The sequence below is a fragment of the Saccharospirillum alexandrii genome (genome assembly GCF_004000275.1).
Classification (GTDB): domain Bacteria; phylum Pseudomonadota; class Gammaproteobacteria; order Pseudomonadales; family Natronospirillaceae; genus Saccharospirillum; species Saccharospirillum alexandrii.
On record NZ_RCIP01000002.1, the window covers coordinates 24,456 to 49,013 of the forward strand.

At 57.4% G+C, this 24,558-nt stretch carries 24 protein-coding genes; 8 read left to right on the forward strand and 16 right to left on the reverse strand.

Annotated elements, in window-relative coordinates; all coding sequences use genetic code 11:
* Positions 1-18 precede the first annotated feature (18 nt).
* On the forward strand, positions 19-750 hold the full coding sequence (locus EP166_RS07960) for a FadR/GntR family transcriptional regulator (RefSeq protein WP_127556309.1): 732 nt from the start codon (positions 19-21) through the stop codon (positions 748-750).
* On the opposite strand, the gene EP166_RS07965 is transcribed toward EP166_RS07960, so the two are convergent.
* The 3 genes from EP166_RS07965 to EP166_RS07975 all read right to left on the reverse strand — a co-directional run bounded on the left by EP166_RS07965 (position 713) and on the right by EP166_RS07975 (position 2,681).
* A complete protein-coding gene (locus EP166_RS07965; protein ID WP_246026248.1) occupies positions 713-1,219 on the reverse strand; it encodes a GNAT family N-acetyltransferase in 507 nt (168 codons plus the stop codon). The two genes, EP166_RS07960 and EP166_RS07965, sit on opposite strands and share 38 nt — an antisense overlap.
* Positions 1,216-1,827, reverse strand: a complete 612-nt coding sequence (locus EP166_RS07970) for a riboflavin synthase subunit alpha (RefSeq protein ID WP_127556310.1) — start codon at positions 1,825-1,827, stop codon at positions 1,216-1,218. Before EP166_RS07970 ends, EP166_RS07965 begins: the two co-directional genes overlap by 4 nt.
* Before the next feature lie 71 nt (positions 1,828-1,898).
* Positions 1,899-2,681, reverse strand: coding sequence for a glucosaminidase domain-containing protein (locus EP166_RS07975; RefSeq protein WP_164743864.1), 783 nt, complete (start codon positions 2,679-2,681; stop codon positions 1,899-1,901).
* A 197-nt stretch (positions 2,682-2,878) separates the two neighbouring features.
* Between EP166_RS07975 and EP166_RS07980 the strand changes: the two genes are divergently transcribed.
* Positions 2,879-4,081, forward strand: a complete 1,203-nt coding sequence (locus EP166_RS07980) for an MFS transporter (RefSeq protein ID WP_127556312.1) — start codon at positions 2,879-2,881, stop codon at positions 4,079-4,081.
* Positions 4,082-4,466: 385 nt separating this feature from the next.
* On the opposite strand, the gene EP166_RS07985 is transcribed toward EP166_RS07980, so the two are convergent.
* Positions 4,467-4,793, reverse strand: coding sequence for a DUF1820 family protein (locus tag EP166_RS07985; RefSeq protein WP_127556313.1), 327 nt, complete (start codon positions 4,791-4,793; stop codon positions 4,467-4,469).
* Between the two features lie 244 nt (positions 4,794-5,037).
* Between EP166_RS07985 and miaB the strand changes: the two genes are divergently transcribed.
* The 5 genes from miaB (at position 5,038) to EP166_RS08010 (ending at position 10,740) form a co-directional block, all read left to right on the forward strand.
* Positions 5,038-6,402, forward strand: a complete 1,365-nt coding sequence (miaB, locus tag EP166_RS07990) for a tRNA (N6-isopentenyl adenosine(37)-C2)-methylthiotransferase MiaB (RefSeq protein ID WP_127556314.1) — start codon at positions 5,038-5,040, stop codon at positions 6,400-6,402.
* Between the two features lie 225 nt (positions 6,403-6,627).
* A complete protein-coding gene (locus tag EP166_RS07995) occupies positions 6,628-7,635 on the forward strand; it encodes a PhoH family protein (RefSeq protein ID WP_127556315.1) in 1,008 nt (335 codons plus the stop codon).
* A gap of 8 nt (positions 7,636-7,643) precedes the next feature.
* Positions 7,644-8,165 (forward strand): rRNA maturation RNase YbeY, encoded by a 522-nt coding sequence (gene ybeY, locus EP166_RS08000; RefSeq protein WP_127556316.1) that lies wholly within the window; start codon positions 7,644-7,646, stop codon positions 8,163-8,165.
* 45 nt (positions 8,166-8,210) lie between these two features.
* A complete protein-coding gene (locus tag EP166_RS08005; RefSeq protein WP_127556317.1) occupies positions 8,211-9,080 on the forward strand; it encodes a CorC family transporter in 870 nt (289 codons plus the stop codon).
* A 283-nt stretch (positions 9,081-9,363) separates the two neighbouring features.
* Positions 9,364-10,740, forward strand: a complete 1,377-nt coding sequence (locus EP166_RS08010) for a class II fumarate hydratase (protein ID WP_127556318.1) — start codon at positions 9,364-9,366, stop codon at positions 10,738-10,740.
* Between the two features lie 4 nt (positions 10,741-10,744).
* Here the strand turns inward: EP166_RS08010 and EP166_RS08015 are convergent, their stop codons facing one another.
* The 7 genes from EP166_RS08015 to rplU form a co-directional block, all read right to left on the reverse strand.
* Entirely contained in the window at positions 10,745-13,345 is a 2,601-nt protein-coding gene (locus EP166_RS08015; protein ID WP_127556319.1) for an efflux RND transporter permease subunit, read from the reverse strand.
* 54 nt (positions 13,346-13,399) lie between these two features.
* Complete coding sequence (locus EP166_RS08020) at positions 13,400-13,852, reverse strand: methyltransferase family protein (protein ID WP_127556320.1); 453 nt, start codon at positions 13,850-13,852, stop codon at positions 13,400-13,402.
* Between the two features lie 126 nt (positions 13,853-13,978).
* A complete protein-coding gene (locus EP166_RS08025) occupies positions 13,979-14,593 on the reverse strand; it encodes a DNA-3-methyladenine glycosylase I (RefSeq protein WP_281276774.1) in 615 nt (204 codons plus the stop codon).
* A gap of 85 nt (positions 14,594-14,678) precedes the next feature.
* On the reverse strand, positions 14,679-15,812 hold the full coding sequence (proB, locus tag EP166_RS08030) for a glutamate 5-kinase (RefSeq protein WP_246026249.1): 1,134 nt from the start codon (positions 15,810-15,812) through the stop codon (positions 14,679-14,681).
* 61 nt (positions 15,813-15,873) lie between these two features.
* Positions 15,874-17,076, reverse strand: a complete 1,203-nt coding sequence (gene cgtA, locus EP166_RS08035) for an Obg family GTPase CgtA (protein WP_127556321.1) — start codon at positions 17,074-17,076, stop codon at positions 15,874-15,876.
* A gap of 372 nt (positions 17,077-17,448) precedes the next feature.
* The gene (rpmA, locus tag EP166_RS08040) at positions 17,449-17,703 is read right to left on the reverse strand and encodes a 50S ribosomal protein L27 (RefSeq protein ID WP_127556322.1); all 255 of its coding nucleotides are present in this window, start codon (positions 17,701-17,703) and stop codon (positions 17,449-17,451) included.
* A 12-nt stretch (positions 17,704-17,715) separates the two neighbouring features.
* On the reverse strand, positions 17,716-18,027 hold the full coding sequence (rplU, locus tag EP166_RS08045; protein ID WP_127556323.1) for a 50S ribosomal protein L21: 312 nt from the start codon (positions 18,025-18,027) through the stop codon (positions 17,716-17,718).
* Positions 18,028-18,285: 258 nt separating this feature from the next.
* Between rplU and EP166_RS08050 the strand changes: the two genes are divergently transcribed.
* Positions 18,286-19,254, forward strand: a complete 969-nt coding sequence (locus tag EP166_RS08050; protein ID WP_127556324.1) for a polyprenyl synthetase family protein — start codon at positions 18,286-18,288, stop codon at positions 19,252-19,254.
* A 27-nt stretch (positions 19,255-19,281) separates the two neighbouring features.
* On the opposite strand, the gene EP166_RS08055 is transcribed toward EP166_RS08050, so the two are convergent.
* The 5 genes from EP166_RS08055 to EP166_RS08075 all read right to left on the reverse strand — a co-directional run bounded on the left by EP166_RS08055 (position 19,282) and on the right by EP166_RS08075 (position 24,207).
* Positions 19,282-19,947, reverse strand: a complete 666-nt coding sequence (locus EP166_RS08055) for a flagellar brake protein (RefSeq protein WP_164743865.1) — start codon at positions 19,945-19,947, stop codon at positions 19,282-19,284.
* 68 nt (positions 19,948-20,015) lie between these two features.
* Positions 20,016-21,200, reverse strand: coding sequence for a hypothetical protein (locus tag EP166_RS08060; protein WP_127556326.1), 1,185 nt, complete (start codon positions 21,198-21,200; stop codon positions 20,016-20,018).
* Positions 21,201-21,220: 20 nt separating this feature from the next.
* A complete protein-coding gene (locus EP166_RS08065) occupies positions 21,221-22,135 on the reverse strand; it encodes an SDR family oxidoreductase (RefSeq protein WP_127556327.1) in 915 nt (304 codons plus the stop codon).
* Between the two features lie 12 nt (positions 22,136-22,147).
* The gene (locus EP166_RS08070; protein ID WP_127556328.1) at positions 22,148-22,717 is read right to left on the reverse strand and encodes a single-stranded DNA-binding protein; all 570 of its coding nucleotides are present in this window, start codon (positions 22,715-22,717) and stop codon (positions 22,148-22,150) included.
* Positions 22,718-22,977: 260 nt separating this feature from the next.
* Entirely contained in the window at positions 22,978-24,207 is a 1,230-nt protein-coding gene (locus EP166_RS08075) for an MFS transporter (protein ID WP_127556329.1), read from the reverse strand.
* Positions 24,208-24,558: the final 351 nt, after the last annotated feature.

The window sequence follows — 24,558 nt, forward strand, 5'->3', positions numbered from 1 at the left end:
TTAAAAGTGGTCAGACCAATGACAATACGCAGGATAGACCGGCTCTGCCAGTTGCTGAACCAGCAACTGCTGGACGGCGATCTGAAACCGGGAGACAAGCTGCCCTCGGAACGCCAACTGGCGATGCGCTTTGAAACCAGCCGGCCACTGGTCCGTGAAGCGCTGCAGCAACTTAAAGGGCTGGGCATCATCGAAAGTCGACAGGGAGGCGGCACCTACGTATGCCAGAACTACGCTGAACCGGCCGGTTCACCTCTGTCATCCCTGCTCGGCAAACGTCAGGACCCGGTGCGGCTGAATGCCGAATTACTGGAATATCGCATCACCATTGAAGCACGGTGCGCGGCGCTGGCGGCCGAACGCGCCACCGTCGACGACCTGCAACGGCTGGACCTGGCCTACCAGCATTTGCGCAAAGCACACCAGCAGCGGGATCTCGACGCCGAAGCCCAGGCCGATGCCCGGTTTCATCTGGCCATTGCCGCTGCCAGCCACAACCGCGTTTTTCTTCAGACTCTGCAGGGCCTCTTTGGCTTGCTCAAGAATAACGTCATCACCAACATAGGCGGGCTCAGCAGTCACCCTGATATCCGGGCACGCCTGATGGGGCAGCATGCCCGCCTGTTTGAGGCAATCTACCAGCGAAAACCTGAAGCTGCGCAGACGGCCATTGAAGAACACCTGGCTTATGTCAGCGAATTTTCAGACCAGCTCAACCGTGAGCGCCAGCGTCTGAGGGGCTCTGGCTAGGCGGACGCTGCATCCATTGATGCTCGATATCGTCTTCGAGGTACCGATCCCCAACCGGCTCGAAGCCAAAGGATTGGTAGAACGGAACAAGGTGCGCCTGAGCACCCAGAGCCAGGCCAGAACCGGGAAATAGTCTGGTCATGGCAGTGACGGATTCGCGCATCAGCTCCCGGCCCAGCCCCTGACCGCGGGCATTGGCACGAGTAACCACCCGGCCAATCGCTGGCCAGTCGCCGGCAACACCGGGTGGCAGCAACCGGGCAACGGCCACCAATTGACCGGCCCGGTAGCCGAGCAGGTGCCAGGCCAGGTCATCCAGACCGTCGGCATCCTGATACGGGCAATTCTGCTCCACCACAAAAACGGCTGCACGCAATGCCAACACATCATACAGGGTGCGCGTATCGAGCTGCTCAAACGTCAGGCATTGCCAGGTACAGCCCTGGCCGGTTATCGGCTCGTGAATCACAGCTGCCCCGCCGCTTTCATCCGGCCCAGGGTGTCGACAATGGCCTGGGTGTGGGCGTCGAACTCCACATTAACCCGGTCGCCGACTCCGGCGTCGCCAAAGGTAGTCACCGCCAGCGTCTCGGGAATCAGAAACACATTAAACCGGTCGTCGCGGACTTCGCCGATGGTCAGACTGCAGCCGTTCAAGCCCACATAACCCTTGGGGAAGAGGTAGCGCCGTTGTTCGTCGTCAATGCCGAACCAGAGGATGCAATTATTCTCGGGGCGTTCAATATCCAGAATCGGAACCGTGTGATGCACATGTCCCGACATGACATGGCCACCGATGTCATCACCAAAGCGCGCCGCCCGCTCAACATTAACCAGATCGCCATCACTCAGGTCTGCCAGGTTGGTGACCCTCAGTGTCTCCATCATCACATCAAAATAGGCGCGCTCACCCTGTTGCCGGGTAACTGTCAGACAGGCACCGTTCAGTGCAATACTGGCGCCAATGACCAGACCTTCGGTTTGCTTGGCCGTCAGCGGTACCGACAGGGTCCATAACTGGGGCAAACGAGCTTCGATGGTAACCGGCGCCCGGTTTTGCACAATTCCTGAAAACATGAGATTCCTCGGGGGTACGAAACAGTGGCCTGTTTTAAGGCTTTCGTACCCCAAAGGCAAGGGAGAGCGGGCTAATTGGCCGCGTAAAAGGGGCGTTGGTCGTATTCGGTCAGCTCGTTGTGGGTGATCATTTCCGTCAGCTCGCGAATGTACGCTTCACCACGAATGGAATAGCCCTCAAGTCCCCAAACCAGCATCAGGGAGGAGGCTGGTTCACCGAGATAGCGCAGCTCAGAGCGAATATTGCGCATATCACGGTAAGGCGGGTGGGTATTGACGTTCTGGAAATAGGATGCGACCGATTCGGCTACGTCTTCAAACAACTTCACTTCATAGCGCTCCCCTTCCGGTCGACCCGCCGGCACCAGGCCACAGCCTTCGGCGAAGCACCACTGCCCGAACAGATTATTGCCCTCAACGGCAAACCGGCTCGTGCCCCAGGCGCTTTCATTGGCTGCCTGAGCCAGTACCAGTGAGGCCGGAATAACATCGACGCGGTTGAGCATTAGTTCGAAGTAGGCATCACTGCCGGGCGTTTCCTCTACCTCGTAGTCACGTCCCAACTGGGCCAGATAGGATGTCTGCCAGGGCGCGGCCGTTTTGCCCTGATCCAGATCAGTCTGCATCTGCAGCAACCAGATTCGTTCCGCCACGATGCGCTGGTTGACGCGCTGAATGATGGGGTTCAAAAAATCAAAAAACACCTGTTTTTTGGTCGCAACGTCATCAATACTTGCCATGTCTGGCAAGTCTGAATCGACCGATTCCAGTTGTCCGGGCGCTTCCGCCCACACCAGAGCTATCGGCATCACCAATAGCAGTAAAGTCGCGACCCAAATCCCTGGATTCCACATAATTGTTTCCGTCGTTTTCATGCCGTTAATGAATTTACAAGCCGCGTGAGTATAGAGTGACCTGTACGATAATCAACCAACTCTCACTCAGGTCGCAGAGGGTTCGAGGTAGCGTGTCGTATCGGATCACTTGACTTTCCCCCCGCGGGAAGGTCTAAACAGGGTCATAAAGGCTAATCAGGAAAGAGTAACCCACGATGAACAAACCAAGCCCCGCCCTCTGGACCCTGATCGCCATGCAGGCGCTGTCGATGTGCGCGCCACCCATGGTGATACTGATCGGCGGCCTGATCGGGACTCAACTCGCCCCCAATCCGCAACTGGCGACCCTGCCCCTATCGGTACTGGTCATCACCACGGCCTTCAGTACCTTCCCGACCGCGATGATCATGCAGCATCTGGGTCGGAAGAGAGGTTTCCTCATCGGTAACCTGGTCTCGCTGGCGTCTTGCGGCATTGCCATTGCGGCCATCTATGCCCAGAGCTTTGTACTGTTACTGGTAGCGACCGGCGGCCTCGGCTTCAACATGGCCTTTGTAAACCAGTTTCGCTTTGCCGCCATGGAGCGTGTGGCACCTGAACACCAGGGACAAGCGGTTTCCTGGCTGCTGCTTGGCGGCATATTCGCGGCCCTGGTTGGCCCGGAACTCGGTGCCCTGGGTGAGTCCCTGCTGGGTGTTCCCTACGCCGGTGCCTTCCTGTTGCTGGCTGGCGTGTTGCTAGGGGTCACCCCGTTGCTAATCTTTGCCTACCAGGACCTGCCTTACCAGGCACCTATCAAACAGTCGGTCGGCCGGCCCTGGGGTTCCTTGCTGCAACAGCCGGTGCTTTGGCTGGCCCTGCTGGCCGGAGCGATTTCCTACAGCGTAATGACGCTGGTAATGACGGCGGCGCCGCTGAGCATGCACGATATGGATCAGCACAGTCTGCAGGCCACCAAAACTGCCATCCAGGCACATATTCTTGCCATGTTCCTGCCATCACTGGCGACCAGTTGGCTGATCCGGCGCTTTGGACCGGAGCGATTGCTGATGCTCGGGCTGTTTATTTACGCCCTAATGGTCCTGGCCGGGCTCAGTGGGCATGGGGTCAGTCATTACACCATCAGCCTAATTCTCCTGGGCATAGGCTGGAACTTTCTGTTTGTCTCGGGCACCACGCTGCTGCCCAGAGCCTATCAGGACTCGGAGCGATTTCGGGTTCAGGCGGCGAATGAATTTCTGGTGTTTGGCGCCCAGGCACTGGCAACCCTCGGCGCAGCCTGGTTACTGTTCCGGTTCAGTTGGGAAATATTACTCTATGCCACGGTACCGGCTCTGGCGGTATTGTCAGCGACTCTACTCTGGCACAAGCTCAGTCTGAAGGCTGCACAAAACAGTTCACGGGCTGACTCGGTTTAACGAGGCCCGGATTATAGTGAACAGGGGTATTAATCAGCGCTGTATCAGAAAGACACAAGCATGAGGCCCGCTCCCGGGGCCTCTGTTTTCAGTAAGACAACATCGGGCTTTACCGCCGGCGTCGAGCCTCGTCCTCTTTCACCCGGATAGGTTCCGGCTTTACTGCCGTACCCTGGCTGTATACCCGCCAGGCAACAGCCCCCAGCAACATTGTCAACAACAGTACGGTCATCGTTTACCCCTCATAACGGGTGTATTTGCCAACCCGGGTTGGCCCTATCACCATGGGTGATCAACTGAAGTATAGCCTTATTGATCCCAGCGGCCAGTCAAAACCCATGTCGTTGTCGTGTAAATGCCGTCAGATTCACAGCAAGCGTGTCTTCTAACTGCGTTTTGACGGTCCCGATGCCGGAAACGCGATGACCGGCCCGCCCTTGCTATCGCTTATTTTGGCAACGCCTTCCTGCTCAACCTCGTCAATACGGGTAATGGAATGCATCGGAATAAAGCTGCGCTTGACACCACTGAACTCTTTTTTCAGCCGCTCTTCTCCCGGATCCACCAGCAACTGGCTGCGCTCGCCAAAAATCAGCTCCTCGATCTCGATAAAGCCATACAAGTCACTTTGATAGACCTGTTCACAATACACTTCGTACACTTTGTCCTGATTGATAAAGGACACTCTGTAAATGGCCTTGGGTTGTTTCATCGCCGGGTAACGTCCTGACTGATACTTGGGGTTCACAACAGCGGAACACCAGTGCCCGCTGCCTCATTCATCCCGGCAATATGGGCTCCGCAACGGTCTTATTCAATAGCCAGGGGTACAGCACCTCAATCTGCCTGAATTCTGTGCAGCGGATGGTTGGGTCGGCGCCCGGTTATGCGTATAATCTGCGCCCCTTTTGAGCGTCGGCCTCGCCAGCGCTCGTGTTGACTAAAACTGCAGGCTCATGACCAAAAAACTCTTTATCAAAACGCACGGCTGCCAGATGAACGAATACGATTCATCGCGCATGGCCGACCTGTTGGGCGACAGCCACGGTTATACCCTGACCGACAACGCCGATGAGGCCGACGTGCTGCTGCTGAACACCTGCTCCATCCGTGAAAAAGCACAGGACAAGGTGTTCCATCAGCTCGGTCGCTGGAAAAAGCTGAAAGCCAAGAATCCGGACCTTAAGATCGGGGTTGGCGGCTGCGTGGCCTCTCAGGAAGGCCAGGCGATATCCGACCGTGCGCCCTACGTTGATATGATTTTTGGCCCCCAGACCTTGCATCGCCTACCGCAGATGCTTGATGCCTCCACAGGCCAGGTCGCCAATGCCGCCGGCAACCGCATTGCCATGGTCGATGTGACCTTTCCGGAAATTGAGAAATTCGACCACTTGCCCGCCCCGAAAAGCGACGGTGTCACGGCCTTTGTTTCCGTGATGGAAGGCTGTTCCAAATACTGCACCTTCTGCGTTGTGCCTTATACAAGGGGCGAGGAAGTCAGCCGCCCGTTCGATGACGTCATCACCGAAGTCGTCCAACTGGCGGAACAGGGCGTGCGGGAAATCAACTTCCTGGGCCAGAACGTCAATGCCTACCGCGGCCCACGCCACGACGGCGGCGAAGCCGACCTGGCTGAGCTGATCACCCTGGCTGCCCGCGTTGACGGCATCGACCGCATCCGTTTCACCACCAGCCATCCGGTCGAGTTCACCGACTCGCTGGTAGACGCCTACCTCGACGTGCCGGAACTGGTCAGTCACCTGCATCTGCCCGTACAAAGTGGTTCAGACACGATATTGAGCGCCATGAAGCGCGGTCACACCGCCGCGGAATACGTCGAAAAGATGGAGCGCATCCGCGCCAACCGACCGGATATCAGTTTCTCGTCCGACTTCATCATCGGCTTTCCGGGCGAAACCGAGGCCGACTTCGAAGCCACCATGAACCTGATTCAGACCATCGGCTTCGACCACAGCTTCAGCTTCGTCTACAGCCCCCGACCGGGTACCCCGGCGGCCAATCTGGATGACACCACGCCGGAGGCCATCAAAAAGCAACGTCTGGCCATTCTGCAAGACAGAATCATCCAGCAGGCGGCTCAGATCAGCCGCCGCATGGTCGGCAGCACCCAAACCATACTGGTCAGCGAGCGCTCTAAGCGCAATCCGGCTGAGCTGCAGGGCCGCACAGAAAACAACCGACCGACCTTCTTTGAACATAATGACGACGAATTGATCGGAAAGTTCGTGCAGGTCCGTATTACCGAAGCCTTCGCCAACAGCTTGCGCGGCGAGGTTATCAATACTGACCTGGCCTATTGACGTTGGTGGTTGTAGTCAGCTCCAGCCAGGAGCCCAAATCGGCACCAGGTGTGCCTATCCGGTGGCTGGCACGAACTGCCGGCACAAAGGTAACATCAACCACTACGACGGTGGCTGAGTAATAAATAGTTACCACGGTAATCGACTTTTTGACATGGCAGGGATGCGGCGTATTCTTAGCCTATTCTGCTGATTGCAGCGCAACGTGAGAGGAACCAGAACACTTTGACTACCCCGTCTAATCTTGAGGCTGCAACAGCAGCGTCCGATCTGCGGCACTTTGAGCTGCAACCCGATAATCCCCAGCGACTGGCCAGCCTGTGCGGCCTGGCCAACGACAACCTCCGGCAGATTGAAGATCGCCTGGACATTCGCGTCAATAATCGCGGCAACCGCTTCGAACTGGCCGGTGATGGTGGCAGCGTTGCGGCAGCCGAAGACATCATCAAGCGGCTGTATCGGGAGACCAAAGGTGGCAAGGACTTACTGCCCGATACGGTGAACCTCTATTTGCAGCAGTCCGAGGTTGAGACCCTGAGTGAGCAGGAAGGCGCACAGCTGCATGAGCACAAACTCTATGTGCTGCATACGCCCAAATCTGTGGTCAAACCGCGCGGGCCCAATCAGCGGGCCTATGTGCACAGCGTGCTGACCCACGACATCAACTTTGGCGTTGGCCCGGCCGGCACCGGCAAGACCTTTCTGGCCGTCGCCTGCGCCGTGCAGGCGTTGCAGAAAGACCAGGTCAAACGCATTATTCTGGTCCGGCCTGCCGTAGAAGCGGGCGAAAAGCTGGGCTTTCTGCCCGGAGATCTTAGCCAGAAGGTCGACCCTTACTTGCGCCCGCTGTACGACGCGCTTTATGAAATGCTCGGCCTGGAAAAAGTCGACCGCCTGATAGAGCGCAACGTTATTGAAGTGGCGCCCTTGGCCTACATGCGTGGTCGAACGCTGAGCAATGCGTTCATTATTCTTGACGAAAGCCAGAATACCACCAAGGAACAGATGAAAATGTTCCTGACCCGCATCGGCTTTGGGTCCACTGCGGTCATCAACGGTGACCCAACACAGGTCGACCTGCCCCGGGGCAATCAGTCTGGCCTCGCTCATGCCCTCAAAATCCTGGATGGCGTCAGCGATATCAGCGTGACCCGCTTTGGCTCCAAAGACATTGTGCGTCACCCGCTGGTGCAACGCATTGTCGATGCCTATGACGCGCACGGAGACAGCTGACCGCCGCCATGAATGCTAACCCGGCTTTAGCGGCCATCGTCGACCTGGACCTCCAAATCGCGTCTGACGCCGCAGATCTGCCCGCTTTCGATGACCTGCTGCTCTGGGTCGCCGAGGCTCTCAATGGCGAACAAGACACCGCCAGTCTGACCATTCGCCTGGTTGATAACCCGGAAAGCCAGCAGCTCAACCATGATTACCGGGGCAAGGATGCACCTACCAATGTACTGTCGTTCCCGTTTGAACTGCCCCCGGGCATAGACGACCCTGACGTTAAGGCCCTGCTCGGCGACCTGATCATCTGCGCGCCCGTGGTGGCCCGCGAGGCGGCTGAACAGGGCAAGCCTGTTGCCCATCACTGGGCGCACATGGTGGTCCATGGTACCTTGCATTTATTGGGGTACGACCACATTGACCCGGCTGATGCCGAGATCATGGAATCATTGGAGCGCCGCATTCTGGCGACGCTCGACATTCCCGACCCTTACTGGCTTGAGAACCACTTGCCGACCGGCACACCCCCCCTATAATGGGCGGACTGACCCGGGAAACATTTGCAGAGGACACGCACTAGCATGAGCGACGAACGACCCACGAGTAGCAACCCCGGTAGGAAATCCTGGCTGGAACGCCTGTCGGATGCCTTCACCGGGGAGCCCAAAGATCGCGACGATTTGCTCACTATCCTGAACAGTGCCCAGGAAAACGACATTCTGGATAACGAAGCCTTCAAAATCATCGAAGGCGCTCTGAATGTCTCGGACATGCACGTCAGGGACATCATGATCCCCCGCTCCCAGGTGGTCAGCCTGGAAACCAACGACAGCATTCAGCACTGGCTATCGCTGATCGTGGAGTCCGGTCACTCCCGTTTCCCGGTACTGGGTGAAAACTCCGACGAAGTGGTTGGGGTGCTGTTGGCCAAAGACCTGCTTGGCCTTGGCCTGCAAACCCAGTTCGATTTGGATGAGATGAAAAAGCGGCTGAACACCATCATTCGCAACGTCAACTTCGTGCCCGAAAGCAAGCGCCTGAACGTTCTGCTCAAAGACTTCCGCAGCAACCGCAACCACATGGCGGTGGTGGTAGACGAGTACGGGCAGACCGCGGGCCTGGTCACCATTGAAGACGTCCTCGAAGAGATTGTCGGGGAAATAGAAGACGAGCACGACGACACCGTCGATGCCAACATTCGCCCCAACGGCAATGGCGGCTTTCTGGTTCAGGCGCTGACCCCGATCGAAGACTTCAACGAGCATTTCTCGACCGAACTCAGTGATGAGGAATTCGACACCATCGGTGGCATCGTCATGCATCAGTTTGGCAAAGTGCCCCAGCGTGACGAGTCCATCACCCTGGGTGAATTGCTGATTCGGGTCGTGAATGCCGATAACCGCCGGGTTCGCGCTTTTGAGGTGAACCGACTGCAACCCCAGACTGACTGACGCCTGCGGGTCCGGCATCCGGACCCGCCCCTTCTCCTGTCTTGCCAGCCCGCCCGATTGGACATCCCGGTTCAGAACTCTTGTAGGTTGTTGAAAAAGGCGTCCTGCCTTTTTCAAAACACGAGAACCAAAGATTGCGATTTTTACTTCTCTCTCAAGATCAATGATTTAGCACTCATCGATCTTGCCGGAACATCCATGTTCCGGCAGCAGGTTGCTTAAATTCTGCGAATTTCAACAGCCTGCTAGACTGTGTGCAAACCTAACCCGTGGAGTTGCTTTCATGCGCATCGAAAAAGACAGCTTTGGCGAAATGTCCGTTCCCGACGACGTACTGTACGGCGCCCAGACCGCCCGGGCACTGTCCAATTTCGGACTGTCCGGCGAGGTAATGCCACCTCGCTTTATCGAGGCCTGCCTTGCCATCAAGGCCGCCGCGGCGGGAGCCAATGCAGAACTGGGGGTTATTGCAGGCGACAAAGCGAGCGCCATTCAAAACGCCTGTCTGGCCGCTCGTGACCACAACAACGACCAACAGTTCCCGGTCGACGTATTCCAGACTGGTTCCGGCACCAGCACCAACATGAACGTTAATGAAGTCGTTGCCCGCCTGGCGGCAACGGCCAGCGGCCTCGACATCAGCCCCAACGATGACGTCAATGCCAGTCAGAGCAGCAACGACACCATTCCTGCGGCAATACAGATCAGCACGGCCCTTGCTCTGGAAGAAGACCTGCTACCAGCCATCACCGCGCTTAAAAACAGCCTGAGCCAACAGGGTGAAACCCACCGGAACGCAGTCAAAACCGGCCGCACCCACCTGATGGATGCCATGCCGATGACGCTGGAACAGGAGTTCTCTGCCTGGATTGAAGCACTGGACAGCGGCCAGCGTCGTATCAATCAGTGCCTGCCCAGACTCAAGGCCCTGCCCCTGGGAGGAACCGCCATCGGCACCGGCATTAACGCCCCCCAAGGCTTTGCCGAGCTGGCTTGCCGGCATCTGAACTTGCAGATTGCCAACGATTTTTGCCCGCACAACAACGCCTTCTACGGCATCAGCACTCAGGATGTGTCAGTCGAGGCATCGGGCTTGCTCAAAGGGCTGGCAACCAGCCTGATCAAGATCAGCAACGACCTGCGCTGGATGAACAGTGGCCCGCTGGCGGGTTTGGGTGAAGTCATGCTACCGGCTTTGCAGCCCGGTAGCAGCATCATGCCCGGGAAGGTCAACCCGGTGATTCCAGAAGCCGTGCTGATGGCTTGCTACCAGGTAATCGGTCACGATACGGCCATCACGCTGGGTGCCCAGTCCGGAAATTTCCAGCTGAACGTCAGCTTGCCGCTGATCGCCCGCAACCTGCTCGACAGCATTGGGTTGTTGAGCCAGAGCTGCGAGCACCTGGCGCACAAGGTCATCGATGATCTGAAGGTGAATCATGAAGCCCTATCCGGGCCACTGCACCGCAACCCGATTCTGGTCACCGCGTTGAACCCGGTCTTGGGTTATCTGAAAGCAGCGGAGATCGCAAAAATAGCCTATGCCGACAACCGGCCCATCATCGAGGTCGCCCTGGAAAAAACCGACCTGAGCAGGGAGGAGCTGGAATCCCTGCTCGACCCGGCCCGGCTGGCCCACCCAAATCGGCAAGCCGACTGAACCGTCAGTCCTCGGTTCGGTGATGGCCCTCAATGGTCCCGAAGGGCCGCGTCAGCACAATGAGACGCGGCAGCAGGGTCAGTGACCCAAGCAGAGCCACGGCCATCGCCAGGGCGGTTAATAACCCAAAATACAAGGTCGGGCGGAAGTTCGACATCATTAGAATGGAGAAACCCAGAATGATGGTCAGGGAGGTATAAAACATGGCCTTGCCGATGGTGTTATGGCTGCGCGACAGCGCCCGCACATAATCACCATCTTTAGCGAATTCACGCTGGTACCGAACCAGATAATGAATGGTGTTGTCGACGGCCATGCCGATGGTAATGCTGGCGATGGTGATGGTCATCATATCAAGCGGAATGCCAAACCAGCCCATGATGCCGAGCACAAAGGTCGCCGCCAGCAGATTGGGCGCCATTGCCAGTAAGCTGAGTTTGACGCTTCGGAACAGAATCAGGAACATCAGCAAAATGCCCAGAAACACCACGCCCAGTGTCAGAATCTGGGAGCCAAACAGGCTTTGCAGCATGTTGTTGTACAACACCATCATGCCGGTTAGCTGTATCTGGCCCGGTTCAAAGCCCACCACGTCAACGGCCTCACGTTCAATCCGCTCCAGAAAGGCGTTTCGCTTCAGGCCATCCATCGAATCAAGAATACGCACGTTCAGTCGCGCCTGGTTATGCTCTACCGAGACATAAGGGTCGATGACCAGGTCGCGAAATTCACTGGGGATAACGGTATACAGCAGCGCCAGCTGAACGTTCGTCAGCGCCTCATTGTCATTGAAGCCCTCGGCAATTTCGATCATGGTGGCCAGCGACAAGACTTTGCCGGTTTCCGGCTGTTCATCCAGATAACGGTGCATCGCCTTGATGCGTGCCACTTTTGACTGGGTGTACCAGTATTTCTCCGGGTCATCTTCCGCCCCAAAGTCGTCTCTGAAACTGCCTACCGACGCCCCCCCACTGCCAAACCCCTCATCGACGAACCCATCGTCCTCGGCGAAGCCTTCGTTTACGAACCCTTCGTCTACAAAGCCTTCAGGCTCCGCCTCAGTTGGCTGGCTAGCGGAATCCCGCTCTGGTACGTCCTCAAAATTAATCAGCACTTCCAGGGGCGTCGTACCACCCAGGCGCTCGTCAATGACCGTCATGCCCTGGTAGATGTCTGTACTCTGATCGAAATAGTCGATGAAGCTGTTTTCGACGACCAGCCGGGTAATGCCTATCACCGTGAAAGCAGCCAACGCCAGACTGGTTACCAGCACCGCATTACCGGATTTGAGGGTAATGCGAGCCAGCAAGCGAGTGGTTTTGCCACCGGATGATTTCTCTGCGGTGCGCTGGTCTTTCCCCGCCAGCATCAGCAGAGCCGGGAACAGAGAAAAGGTCACCAGAAAGGCGCAGGCGATGCCCAGAGACATCATCCAGCCAAAGTTGATCACCGGGCGGATGCCACTGAACAACAGTGACATAAAGGCCACCCCTGTGGTCAGCGCCATGTACAGACAGGGCACGGCGATGCGCTTGACTGCCGTCATCACCAGTTGGGCCTGATCCCAATCGTGATGCTTACGCAACAGTTCGCGGTAGCGCACGATCAGGTGAATCGACATCGACAACGTGAGAATCAGCAACAGGGAGATAAAATTGCTGGAAATGACCGTAACCGGCCACCGCCCCAGCCCCAGAATGCCCAGCATGGTGACCACCACGGCGCTACAGCACAACAAAGGCATGATCACCCAGCGCGGTTGCCGGAATATCACGGTTAATGTGGCGATCAACAGAAACAGCACACCCAGCCCAAAGGTGATCAGGTCATTGCGCACGAAGGTGATGATGTCATCGGCAATCATGGGCACACCGCCCAAAAACAGCTGGGCTTCGTCCTGGTGCTCTGCCATGACCTCTCGCACCGACGCAATGGTTTCGTGGACCATGGCCGCACGACGATTGCTCTGCTCCTTGAGCATGGCGTCAACGCGCTCTAGGTCGGCCGCTATCGACTCGGGCACCTCGCCCATACCCGCCTGCTCGGTCAGCGATGCCTGCAAGGTTAGCAATTGGTCCCGAGTCGTATCGCGAGGGAGATTGATTTGCAGGGCGGTGGTGTTCTCTTCCAGATTGAGCAGCAGGTTGACGTAGAGGGGGCTGTTGGCGAGCTCGGTGCGGGCCATCTCGACGTCCGTCTCCGGGTCTTCCAGCGTCTTGATGTTTGAGACCAGTTCGGTCATGGGTACCGGCGGGTTTGACAGCAGAGGCACGTCCAGTACGGTCAGGACGGAATCAACACCCCGAATGTCGCGCAGATCGTCACGCAGAGCTTCCAGCCCGGTCAGAGAGGCATCGGAAAACAGCGATGTTGGCGGGGTGTAAGTCATCACCAGGAAATCCTGAGCCCCATAGCGCTCTGCGGTTTCCCGAAACAGGGCCAGATCCTCGTCATCTTCTAGCAACAGTGCGTCGGCGGAGGCATCCAGACTGAAGTGCCGCGCCTGAGTCGCCAGCAAACCGATCACCAGCACCAGGCCGATGAGTACCCAAAGTGTATACCCTGTCAAAATACGCTGATAAAGCGCCCACATACGCTGGCCCATGTCAGGCTCCCTGTCGGTGATCCAAGCACATGCTCGCAGAGTGTTCAGCCGGCTTCAGAGCCAGCGACGCACCCGTTGACAATATGCGGTGTAAGACGGTCCGTGCCGTTCGAGCAACCGCTTTTCCTCAGGCCGGATAAAGAGTCTGTGCAAGGCAAACACGAAAACCGGCAAGACCACCCAGGATGACAGCGTGCCTACCCAGATGGCCAGGCCTGCAGCGATCATTAGCTGACCCAGATACATAGGGTTGCGGCTCAGCCGATACACTCCACGTTCAACCAGGGGCCCCTGAACGTTGCCAAATTCAACAGAGGCGCCCGCCCGTTGCAACTCCCGATCCGCAATCAGATTCAGGACGGCCCCCAGTGCAATGGGAAGCAGGCCGATAAAGTTCCACGGGTACGGGAACAGCAGCGCCAGTGGCTTGATAAAATGCAGTGAAAAAATGGCCAGCATGACCAGCAGACCGAGCGCCGGAGGTAGAAAAGGCGGCTTGTGAGACATGAAACACCACTTATAACAGATTCAAAGCCCATAACAGGCACGGTTTGGCATTCGGATCAGCCTGACCAGAACGTACCTCAGTGTAAGGGGCTCAGGCCCCGGATACAGCCGTCGAAAGTCACCTTATTAGCGCAATTGAAAGGATTCAGCGTCCTCCCGGCATGCCTGGTAACAATGGCATCCGGTCAGATGGTCCATCACCAGGCCGGTTGCCTGCATAAAAGCGTAACAAATGGTTGGCCCGACAAAATTGAACCCACGCTGCTTAAGCGCCTTGGACATGGCACGGCTCTCGTCCGTTTCAGTGGGCACTTCGGCCAGTTCCTGCCAGGCATTGATGATTGGGCGGTTACCGGTAAACCCCCACAAAAAACCAGCAAAGTCTTCGCCTGCTTCGCGCATGGCGACGTAGGCGCGGGCATTGCGTATCACCGACTGAATTTTAAGCCGGTTGCGCACGATACCCGAGTCACCCATCAACCGCTCAACATCTGCATCGGTAAAATGCACCAGCGCATCCGGGTCAAAATCGGCAAAAGCAGCCTCATAGCCAGCTTGTTTGCGCAGAATGGTGATCCAGCTTAGTCCGGCCTGCTGTCCGTCCAGGCAAAGCTTAGCGAACAGTGACTGGCCATCCGCTACGGGCCGCCCCCACACTTCGTCATGATACGCCTGATACAGGGGATCTTGCCCGCACCAGCCACAGCGGTTCAGCTCCGCTCTGTCTTGTTCATCTACCAAGAATCATCTCCCTGCCCCATGTACACTTGCCCGGCCGCCATGTAATGATCAGCCCAACAGGGCGCCATCTCAGCAGGGACGATGGTTACAACAGAACCAGATTATCGCGGTGCACCATTTCCGGCTCGTTCACAAAGCCCAACACTGACTCAAAGCTCGCCGACGGTTTACGACACAGGCGAATCGCATCGTCCCGGTCGTAATTCACCAGGCCACGGCCTATGGCAACGCCCTGTTCGGTCACCAGTGAAACACATTCACCCCGGCGAAACATCCCTTTGGCGTCGGTCACGCCCACGGCCAGCAGGCTCTTGCCCTGCTCGGTCAAAGCCCGCACCGCACCGGCATCCAGCACCAGCTCACCGCGCGTCTGCAATTGACCCGCGAGCCACTGCTTGCGCGCCGCCAGAGGCTCAAGATCGGGCGTCAACTGGGTGCCTAGCGCCTCGCCCTCGCGCAAGCGCATCAGCACATTCTCGTTGCGACCACCGGCAATCACCGTTACCGCTCCACTGCGTGATGCCAGACTCGCCGCCCGCACTTTGGTGACCATGCCACCACGACCCAGAGCGCCACCACCAGTGGCCATTTGCCGCAGGGCCGGGTCGCTGGCCGATGCCTGGCTAAGCAGTCGGGCATCGGGGTTTGTCCTGGGGTCGGCTGTGTAGAGGCCATCCTGATCGGTTAACAATATCAGAGCGTCGGCCTCAACCAGATTGGCCACCAGCGCGCCCAGGGTGTCGTTGTCACCAAAGCGGATTTCGTCGGTCACTACCGTGTCGTTTTCATTGACGATGGGGATGACCGGCAGGGGCAGCAGCGCGCGCAGCGTGCTGCGCGCGTTCAGGTACCGTCGCCGGTCGGAGAGGTCTTCGTGGGTCAGCAGAATTTGGGCGGTATGCAACTGGTGTTGCTGAAACAGGTCTTCATAGGTTTGCACCAGCTTGGTCTGCCCGACCGCGGCCGCCGCCTGCAGCAACTCCATCGATTCCGGTCGCTGGCTCCAACCCAGGCGATGCATGCCCGCCGCCACGGCACCCGACGAGACCAATATCAGTTCGACACCGCTGGCTCGCAAGGTCGCCATCTGGTCGACCCACTGGCGAATGCGCACCACATCGAGGCCACGGCCGTCATTGGTCAGCAAGGCCGAACCAATTTTAACCACCCAACGCTGCCCCGCCGTTACGGCCGGATGCCTAACCACGCTTTCAGACACACCTGCTTCCTTCTTCCTTCAATCTGCCTAATACCCGACCTCGTTGCGCCCACCAACAGGATCAGGGGGTATAAACAACCTCGACGTCATAATCATCGTCGTCATCGTCAAAGTCGTCGTCATCCGCCTGCTCAGCCTTGCGCTTGCTGCGTCGGCGTTCAGACAGGGTTTGAATGCGCTCACGCGCTTCCCGCTCAACCTGATCGCGGTGCTCGGTATCCGCTTCCAGCAAATCCGGGTCAGCCGCCAGCGCAGCGCGGTGCTCTTCAAGCCAGTTCATCAAATCGCGCACCAGCGGCTGAGTGCCATCGGCTGAAATGGCCGAAATCACATAGACCGGACCTTCCCAGTCAAGGGCCGAGACTACTGAATCGACCAGTGCCTGGCGTTCATCTTCAGGCACCATATCGATCTTGTTCAACACCAGCCAGCGCTCCCGTTGCGCCAGTGTCGGGCTGAACTGCTCTAACTCGTTAACAATGGCGACGGCATTGTCGGCCGGGGTAGATTCATCAAAGGGGTACATATCGACCAGATGCAGCAGCACCCGGGTACGCACCAGGTGCTTCAGAAACCGGATACCCAGTCCAGCACCGTCAGAAGCGCCGGCAATCAGCCCGGGAATGTCCGCCATCACAAAGGATCGCAGCGCATCCACCCGCACCACGCCCAGGTTGGGTACCATGGTGGTAAAGGGGTAGTCAGCCACTTTGGGCTTGGCCGCGCTGACCGCACGAATCAGCGTCGATTTACCCGCATTGGGCAGACCCAGGAGCCCAACATCGGCCAATACCTTCAGTTCCAGCCGCAAATTCCGGCTTTCGCCGGGGGAGCCTTTGGTAAACTGCCGCGGTGCCCGGTTGGTACTGGACTTGAAGCGAGTATTACCCACACCGCGATGGCCGCCCTGAGCGACCTTGACGGTATCACCCGCCTCGCGCAAATCGGCCAGCACTTCCTCGCTATCGGCATCAATGAGCGTGGTACCCACGGGCACCACCAGGGTGATATCGGCGCCTTTATGGCCGGTCATATCCCGGCCCTTACCACCTTCGCCATTCTCGGCGTTATAACGACGCACAAAACGGTAATCGATCAGGGTGTTCACGTTTTCGTCGGCACGGACATAGACACTGCCGCCATGACCACCATCGCCGCCGTCCGGGCCGCCTTTCTCAATGTACTTTTCCCGCCGGAAGCTGACACAGCCATTGCCGCCTTTGCCGGCTTCCACGGTAATTGTGGCTTCGTCTACGAACTTCATCTGATCAGCCTCTGGGGAATAAAGACCGGCTCACTTGAACCGGCCTCGAAATTTGGGTTGTTTGCTCGGCGGCTATTGCCACAAAGCATCACTATAGCATTTGTACAAAATCCTCAGGCTCCTGGCATTGGATCAAGGATTTCTCAATCAATAATGGGTTAAGGCAACCGCCAAACCAAGTGTCGGCTGCCGGGTAGGTCTGTCTGGGGGAGTCCGCAGCATGGATGCTCCGGTCTAGGCCCCAGGGAGGGGTTCACGCCGACCCTAGACAGGCCTACTCGGCAGCCGATACAAACTCCCGGCACTAACCTTCGAACAGCCATAAAAAAAGCCCTGCAAGGCAGGGCTTTTCAGAGTGTGTCAACGTGCCAATCAGGCAACGATGTTCACAAACTTGCGGCTATGCTCGCCCTTGGTAACAAATTCGACCTTGCCGTCTGCCTTGGCAAACAGGGTGTGGTCTTTACCAATGCCTACATTGTTGCCAGCGTGAAAACGGGTACCGCGCTGACGGATAATGATGGAACCGGCTGTGACAGTCTGACCACCGAAGGCTTTCACGCCAAGGCGTTTGCTCTGGGAATCGCGACCGTTACGAGTACTACCACCTGCTTTCTTGTGAGCCATGGTTTCTCTCCGTTATGCTGAAATACCAGTGATTTTAACTTCAGTGAACCACTGACGGTGGCCCATTTGCTTCATGTGGTGCTTACGACGCTTGAACTTCAGGATCTTCACTTTCTTGTGACGACCATGAGCAACCACCTCGGCAGTTACCTTGGCACCCTTAACAATCGGCGCGCCAATGTTCACTTTTTCACCGTTAACCACCAACAGGATTTTATCAAAATCAATGCTAGCACCGGTCTCGGCTTCAATTTTTTCCAGCTTCAGCGTCTCGCCTTCGCTGACGCGGTACTGCTTGCCACCACTTACGATTACAGCGTACATGTCTCTCTCCAATGATTAAAACCAATCCGACCCGCAGCGGTTCATTTCTTAACCTGTGTCTAAAGGCAACGCCTACGCTGGGAGCACCCTATAACAGGGAATGAAGCAGGTCGATCAGGGCGCGCAATAATACGGATTTCCCAGCATGGAAGCAACCCCCACTCTACGCTGTGCGACGACAGCAGGCCTGCGCTTCTTGACACGGCCGCAGGGGCTACCTAGCATCGCCCGCTGGCGTTTATCACAAAGACCCCCCGCATGGATCAAAAAGCTGTATTTGCCACCGTCAGTCAGGAATTCGAGGCGGTTAACCAGACCATATTGTCTCAGCTCGAATCCCGTGTGCCGCTGGTTGAAAAGATCGCCGACTACATTATCAGTAGCGGTGGCAAACGTTTGCGCCCCCTACTCACCCTGCTCGCCGCTGGCGCCAGCGGTGGCATCGATACCCGCCATTATCAGCTGGCAACCGTCATTGAATTCCTGCACACCGCCACCCTGCTGCACGACGATGTCGTTGACACATCCGATTTGCGCCGTGGCCGACCCACCGCCAATGCGCGCTGGGGCAACGCACCCAGCGTACTGGTGGGCGACTTTCTGTATGCCCGGGCGTTCGAACTGCTGGTCGATATCGGTGCCATGCCGGTGATGAACCGCCTCGCGGTGGCCACCCGCACCATCGCCGAAGGCGAAGTCATGCAATTGATGAATGTGCGCAATCCGGACGCCACCGAAGCCCAGTATATGGATGTGATCAAGGGTAAGACCGCGATTCTGTTCCAGGCATCGAGTGAAACCGCGGCGCTGATCAATCAGCAAACGGAAGACAACACAGACAAACTGGCCGCTTATGGCTTGAATTTGGGGTTAGCGTTTCAGTTGATCGACGATGTTCTCGATTACGACGGCAACACGGAGACACTGGGCAAGAATGTCGGTGACGACCTGGCCGAAGGCAAGCCCACCCTGCCGTTGATCCATGCCATGCAGAATGCTGGCGCTAACGAAGCCCAACTGATTCGCCAGGCCATTCGCAAAGGCGGACTGGAGGATCTGGACGCCATCATCGACATCGTGCATCGCTGCGGCTCCATCGATTATGTGCGCGACAAGGCACTGGCTCATGCGGCGCAGGCACGGGAACAACTGGCTGGATTCAGTGACTCCGCCTATAAAACCGCCCTGATGAGCCTGACCGACATCGCCGTGCAGCGCGATACCTGAATCCGGGAGTCCGCAGGAGTGGCGCGACTAGCGCTCTGCTCCCCGGGCGATCTGGGCATTCACAAAGGCTTGTAACGCCAGAAAATCCATATCTGACACAAAATTAAACTCGATCCCGTAGGCAGCCATGCTATTGCTCAGCTCGAACTTGTCGAGTTCGGCCCGAACCCGGCTTTCAATGGTGATGACCCGGGTAACGTGCCCCACCGTCACCTTGCCAGTCAGTAACAGGGTGTCGCCGGTTTCGCCGCAAGGCTGCAAGGTCTCCAGGCGGGCACCCGTTGTCGACAGGTCTACAATGGCGCCAAACGCCCGCTCCTGCCCTGGCTGACTCTGGTTAACGATAGACACCTGAACATTGGCCAGTACCCGCTCCGCTTTGCGAATCTCACCCGCCTCAACCCGGTTTGGCCAAGCCAGGTGCAGATAGGGCGTTGGTATAGAACACAGATGTTGTACCTGAGTCCGGAACGCACAGGCGTTCTTGTTGGCAAAGAAGCGCAAAATAACGGGCTGTTCCTTGCGCACCAGCAATGGCCGACCATCACCCACCAGTGGCGTCGTTACCAACACCGACCGGCCCTGAATGTGGCCTATCAACTGACAATTGTACCGCTTCTCGTCACCGGCGACTTCCAGCTTCATACCGAGGCCGACCGGCAGCCTCAATGACGGATAATCAACACTGGCCATGGCCAGACTTCCTTCCTTAAGAGCAGCAGAGGCTTGCAAACACCCCATGCCAGCTCAGATTGCACCAATTACGGTTTATTGAACAGCATCTGTTCACGCGTTGATTCTATCAGCTCGCGCAATTGTCGCTCGTTCAGTGCCGCGCCATTAGACAGCCAGGGCTCCCAGAATTCTCGCGCCGGCATTAAACGGTCATCGGTCGCGGGCCGAAAATCTTTACGATCTTGTGCATCAATGCGGCGTAAATACCCAAGCATTTCGAGCCCGGCCACGTTGGCAACCATGTCTTCGGCACTGAAACCGGAGCTGCGTGTTTCCGCATCCGACCACTCCTTGTAGGTGGCCAGCTCCAGCGCTGTATCGGGGTTCATCTGCGTACCCAACCACATGGCCAGGGTATAGTGCCGCGCCAGATCATAGCGACCGTGCAGGGTCAGCCTCTGGCCGGAGAGCCGGGGCAGATCCACACCCGGTCTCATGCCCGATACCGAACCAAGCGTTGCATAAGACAGGGCACCAAAAACGGCACTGCCATCCTGATTAAAGTCGAGATTGGGGCGCTGGGCCAGGGCAATCAATACGTCCCGCAGCGGAATCCGCTGGCGGCCATCGGCGACAAAGAAATCGCGCACCCACTCGACTTCCTCGACCAGACGCTCGCGCTGCCCCGCTCCCGACCAGAATGGCGCAAAATCATTGAGCCAGCCAGTCAGTTCAGGGTCGGTCCATTCAGTTGAAAACGTCAGGCTGCCATCGCCCATCTCCACGATCGGGCTTAGCGTTTGCCACAGCTTTTCGGCGTCGCGAACAGCAGGCAGGCCAGCCAGGCGCAGGTTGATCCGGCCCACGATCCACTGTGGAACGGCGATCCCACTTATCCAGAAACGACGCAACTCAAAAGGCTCATCAGGCGACCAGGTCAGTTGCAGCGGTAGAAAGCGGTCCATCCATCGGGTTGGATACCAGGCCTCCAGGGTCAGGATGTCTGGCGTAATGCTTGCCCGGAACTGAGTGTGGGTTAATGCGGGCTGCGTCGAGGCCAGCAAAATGGCCAGTTTCTGGACGTCATCCTGCTGCACTGTCAGTGCAATCGCCTGGCCTGGCTCCAGGCGCGCCGGATGGTAGTCATCCAGCCACTGCCGGTATTTGCTCAGATCGGAAAAGGGAATGATTGTCCGGGGCGCGCTGTCAGCGGGAACCGTCATCCACCAAGCCAACAGAATCAGTACCAATACAACAGTAACCACGCCCACGGCAAGGCGCCGCACCCCCCTCACGAAGCCCCCCCGGTGAAAGACGACTCTGGCGGTGGTTCAAAACAGAGCTTCAGCGCATCCTGAACACCACGACGCCAGGGCAATTGTTTGATACCGAAGGTCGCGAGTAACTTGCGAGTACTCAGCTCAAGGTTCTGCGGCCGCTGACGCTCATCCTGACCGGGCGGGTAAGTGGCCTCGACCGACTCCACCTCGACATCAATACAGGATTTGGTCGCCTTGACGATGGCTTCAGCAAAAATATGCCAATGGGTCACATCGCTGCCAGCATAGTGGTAGGTTCCCCACAAGGGTGGATCCACGTCGCAGTCAACCTGCTCCAGTATGGCGATAACCACTCGCGCTAAGTCAGCCGCTGCCGTCGGGCACCCGCGCTGGGTGTCCAGGACGCGAATCACATCCTGCTCCTGGGCTTGCTGTATAATGTGGGTCAGGAAATTGGACCGGTCAGCGCCAAACACCCAGGAAGATCGCAGAATCAGATGGCGCTCGCACTGCTCGCGCACGTCCAGCTCTGCCTGTACAAAGGCGCGACCGGCCGCGGTTATCGGCTGTACGACATCCTGTTCGGAGTAGGCAGTCGTTTTGTTACCGTCAAACACCTGTTCGCTCGACACGTGAAGTAGCGCAATACCGGCTTCCTGACAGGCAGCAGCCAATACCGCTACTCCGGTATCGATCTGGTGCGACCAGCATGAATCAACACAGACCTCAGGTTCCAGATCATTATGAACATAGGCATTGATGACATAGTCGGGCCGGTGCTGCCTCAACAGCGCCGTCACGGCTTCCCTGTCATTCAGATTCAGTTGGTCATCGGGGATCAGCACAGCCTCGATACCCCGGGCCGACACCAACCGACCCATCGCCCGCCCCAACTGACCTTCAGCATCGGTAACCAGTAATTTCACCCGAAAACCGCCTTAAAACGGGATGTCGTCGTCAAAATCGTCGAAATTATTGGCTGGCTGATGACCGGTCTGCGGAGCAGGCTGGCTCGGAGCCGGGGCCGGCGATGGCTTGCCGCCAAAACCGCCCTGTGGCTGTCCGCCGCCGAAGCCGCCGGCGTTTTGTGGTGCATTACCCTGATAACCCGTATTCTGGCCACCCTGGTTAGCGAAACCGCCACCCTGCGAGGCACCCGGGTTGTCACCGCGCCCGCCTATAAACTGCATTTCGTTGGCGACGATCTCGGTGCTGTATTTCTCCACACCGTTTTGATCCTGCCATTTGCGGGTTTGCAGCCGCCCTTCGATGTAGACCTGCGAGCCCTTGCGCAAATACGTCGCCGCGTTTTCAGCCATGCGCCCAAAAATCACGATACGGTGCCATTCGGTGCTGTCGGACCGGTTGCCCTGCTCGTCGCGCGGGCCCAGCTCGTTGGTAGCTACATTCAGGTTAACTACCTGAGTGCCCGAGGCAGTTGCCCGCACGTCCGGGTCCTGCCCAAGGCGCCCCAGGATAATGACTTTGTTAACTGTTCCGCGTGCCATAGAGTTGCATCCTATTCTGTAAAAGTCGTTTCAGGGCGGACACCCGTGCACCTGCACCCGGAACATGGATGTTCCGGCGAAATCCATGACGGCCACGTCATGGATTTCGGGAGGAAAGCAAAATCACTCTTTTTGCTTTCCATGTTTTGACAAAGGCAGGAAGCCTTTCTCAAAACCTGCCAGTGTTCCCTGCATCAGTCGTTGTTATCTTTGAACCGCTCCGGCGATAAATCAAGGGCTGTATACCAGGAGCCTAATAATCAGTGCAGCGACAAATCCGGGTTCTCGCCACTGGCCTGTTGGCTGGCCGAGCCGGCCGATGGGTCAGCCACGCTCCGGTCCAGCGACCATAGTAACACCATCCACACCAGCATCGCTGCGATGCCGATCATAGCAATACCAACCATTCCCCAGTGCTGATAAGCCCAGCCTCCACAGAGCCCGCCGAGCGCTGCGCCCAGAAACTGGCCGGTTGAAAACACGCCCATGGCCGTGCCCCGTGCATACGCGGGTGCGCGGCGGCTAATCAGAGACGGCAGACTGGCCTCTACAAAGTTAAAACCCACGAAAAACAACCAGACCAGTCCGATACTCAGCCAGGCGACTGAACTCAGCCCCAAACCCGCCATCGCCAGGGTGATAAAGGTACCGGCAAGGATCAGAAACACCCGGTGGGCCTTGCGGCGTTCGGCCAGAGCGATCATTGGCACCATCCCCAGAAATGACAATACCATCACCGGTGCATAGACCCAGCCAAGCTGATCACCCAGGATACCCTGTTGCACCAGCACAACCGGCAACCCGACAAACATCATGGTCATTGTCAGGTGCAATACAAACACACCAACATTCAAGGGCACCAGTTGCCGGTCACGGACTACCCGCCCCAGCTGATTGCCCTGCCAGCGGCGTTCTTCATGCACCTTTGCCGGCGGCGGCGTCGGCAGCCAGTACACAATCATCAGGCCCGCCAACGCCATCAGCGACGTTGCCCAGAACACACCGGACAAGCCAAAGGCACTGGCGATGACCGGGCCGATAATCACCGCCAACACAAAGGAGCCACCAATAATGGCGCCCACGATGGCCATCGCCTTGGTACGCTCTTCCGGGCGGGTATAGTCAGCCAGCAACGCCAGAATAACGCTGGCGATGGCCCCAGCCCCCTGCAGAGCACGGCCGATAACCACACCCAACACATGCTCCGACAGTGCAGCGATTACCGACCCGATGATAAAAATCAGTAACCCGGCGGCAATCACCGGCTTACGACCGAACCGATCCGACAACATCCCCAGCGGAATCTGCAACACCGCCTGGGTAATGCCGTAGATCCCCAGAGCAATACCCAAAAGCACCGTCGTGGCACCCGTCAGGGACTGGCCATACAGGGTCAGTATAGGTAGCACCATAAACAACCCGAGCATGCGCGAGGCATACAGCAGCGCCAGGCCGGTCAGCGCCTTTTTTTCCAAACTGTTAAAAGCCATAAAGTGGCAATGTCCGTAATGTCCCAGGTTCAGTGCCCAGGCTATTTAATTAAGTCTGTTAACGAGTGTCGATCCAAAGTCGCGCATGGTACCAGAATTGGTTCCCGTTATGCTTGCCACATACAGCATTTTTCAGGGGGTCTTAAGTACTCAGGCTAGGTAACCACGGTTGACCAGCGCTGGGTATCGGGTGCAGAACTGATGGGCGTCGAGCCCCATGGATGGGGCTCGCCGAGCTTACAGGGAGGTACTTGCAGCGTCCCATCAGGTCTGTACCCGATGCCCAGCGCGAGTTATAGCCACAGTATCCAAAACAGCCTCCATCGAACTTGGGTTCTGTACGTTTATACA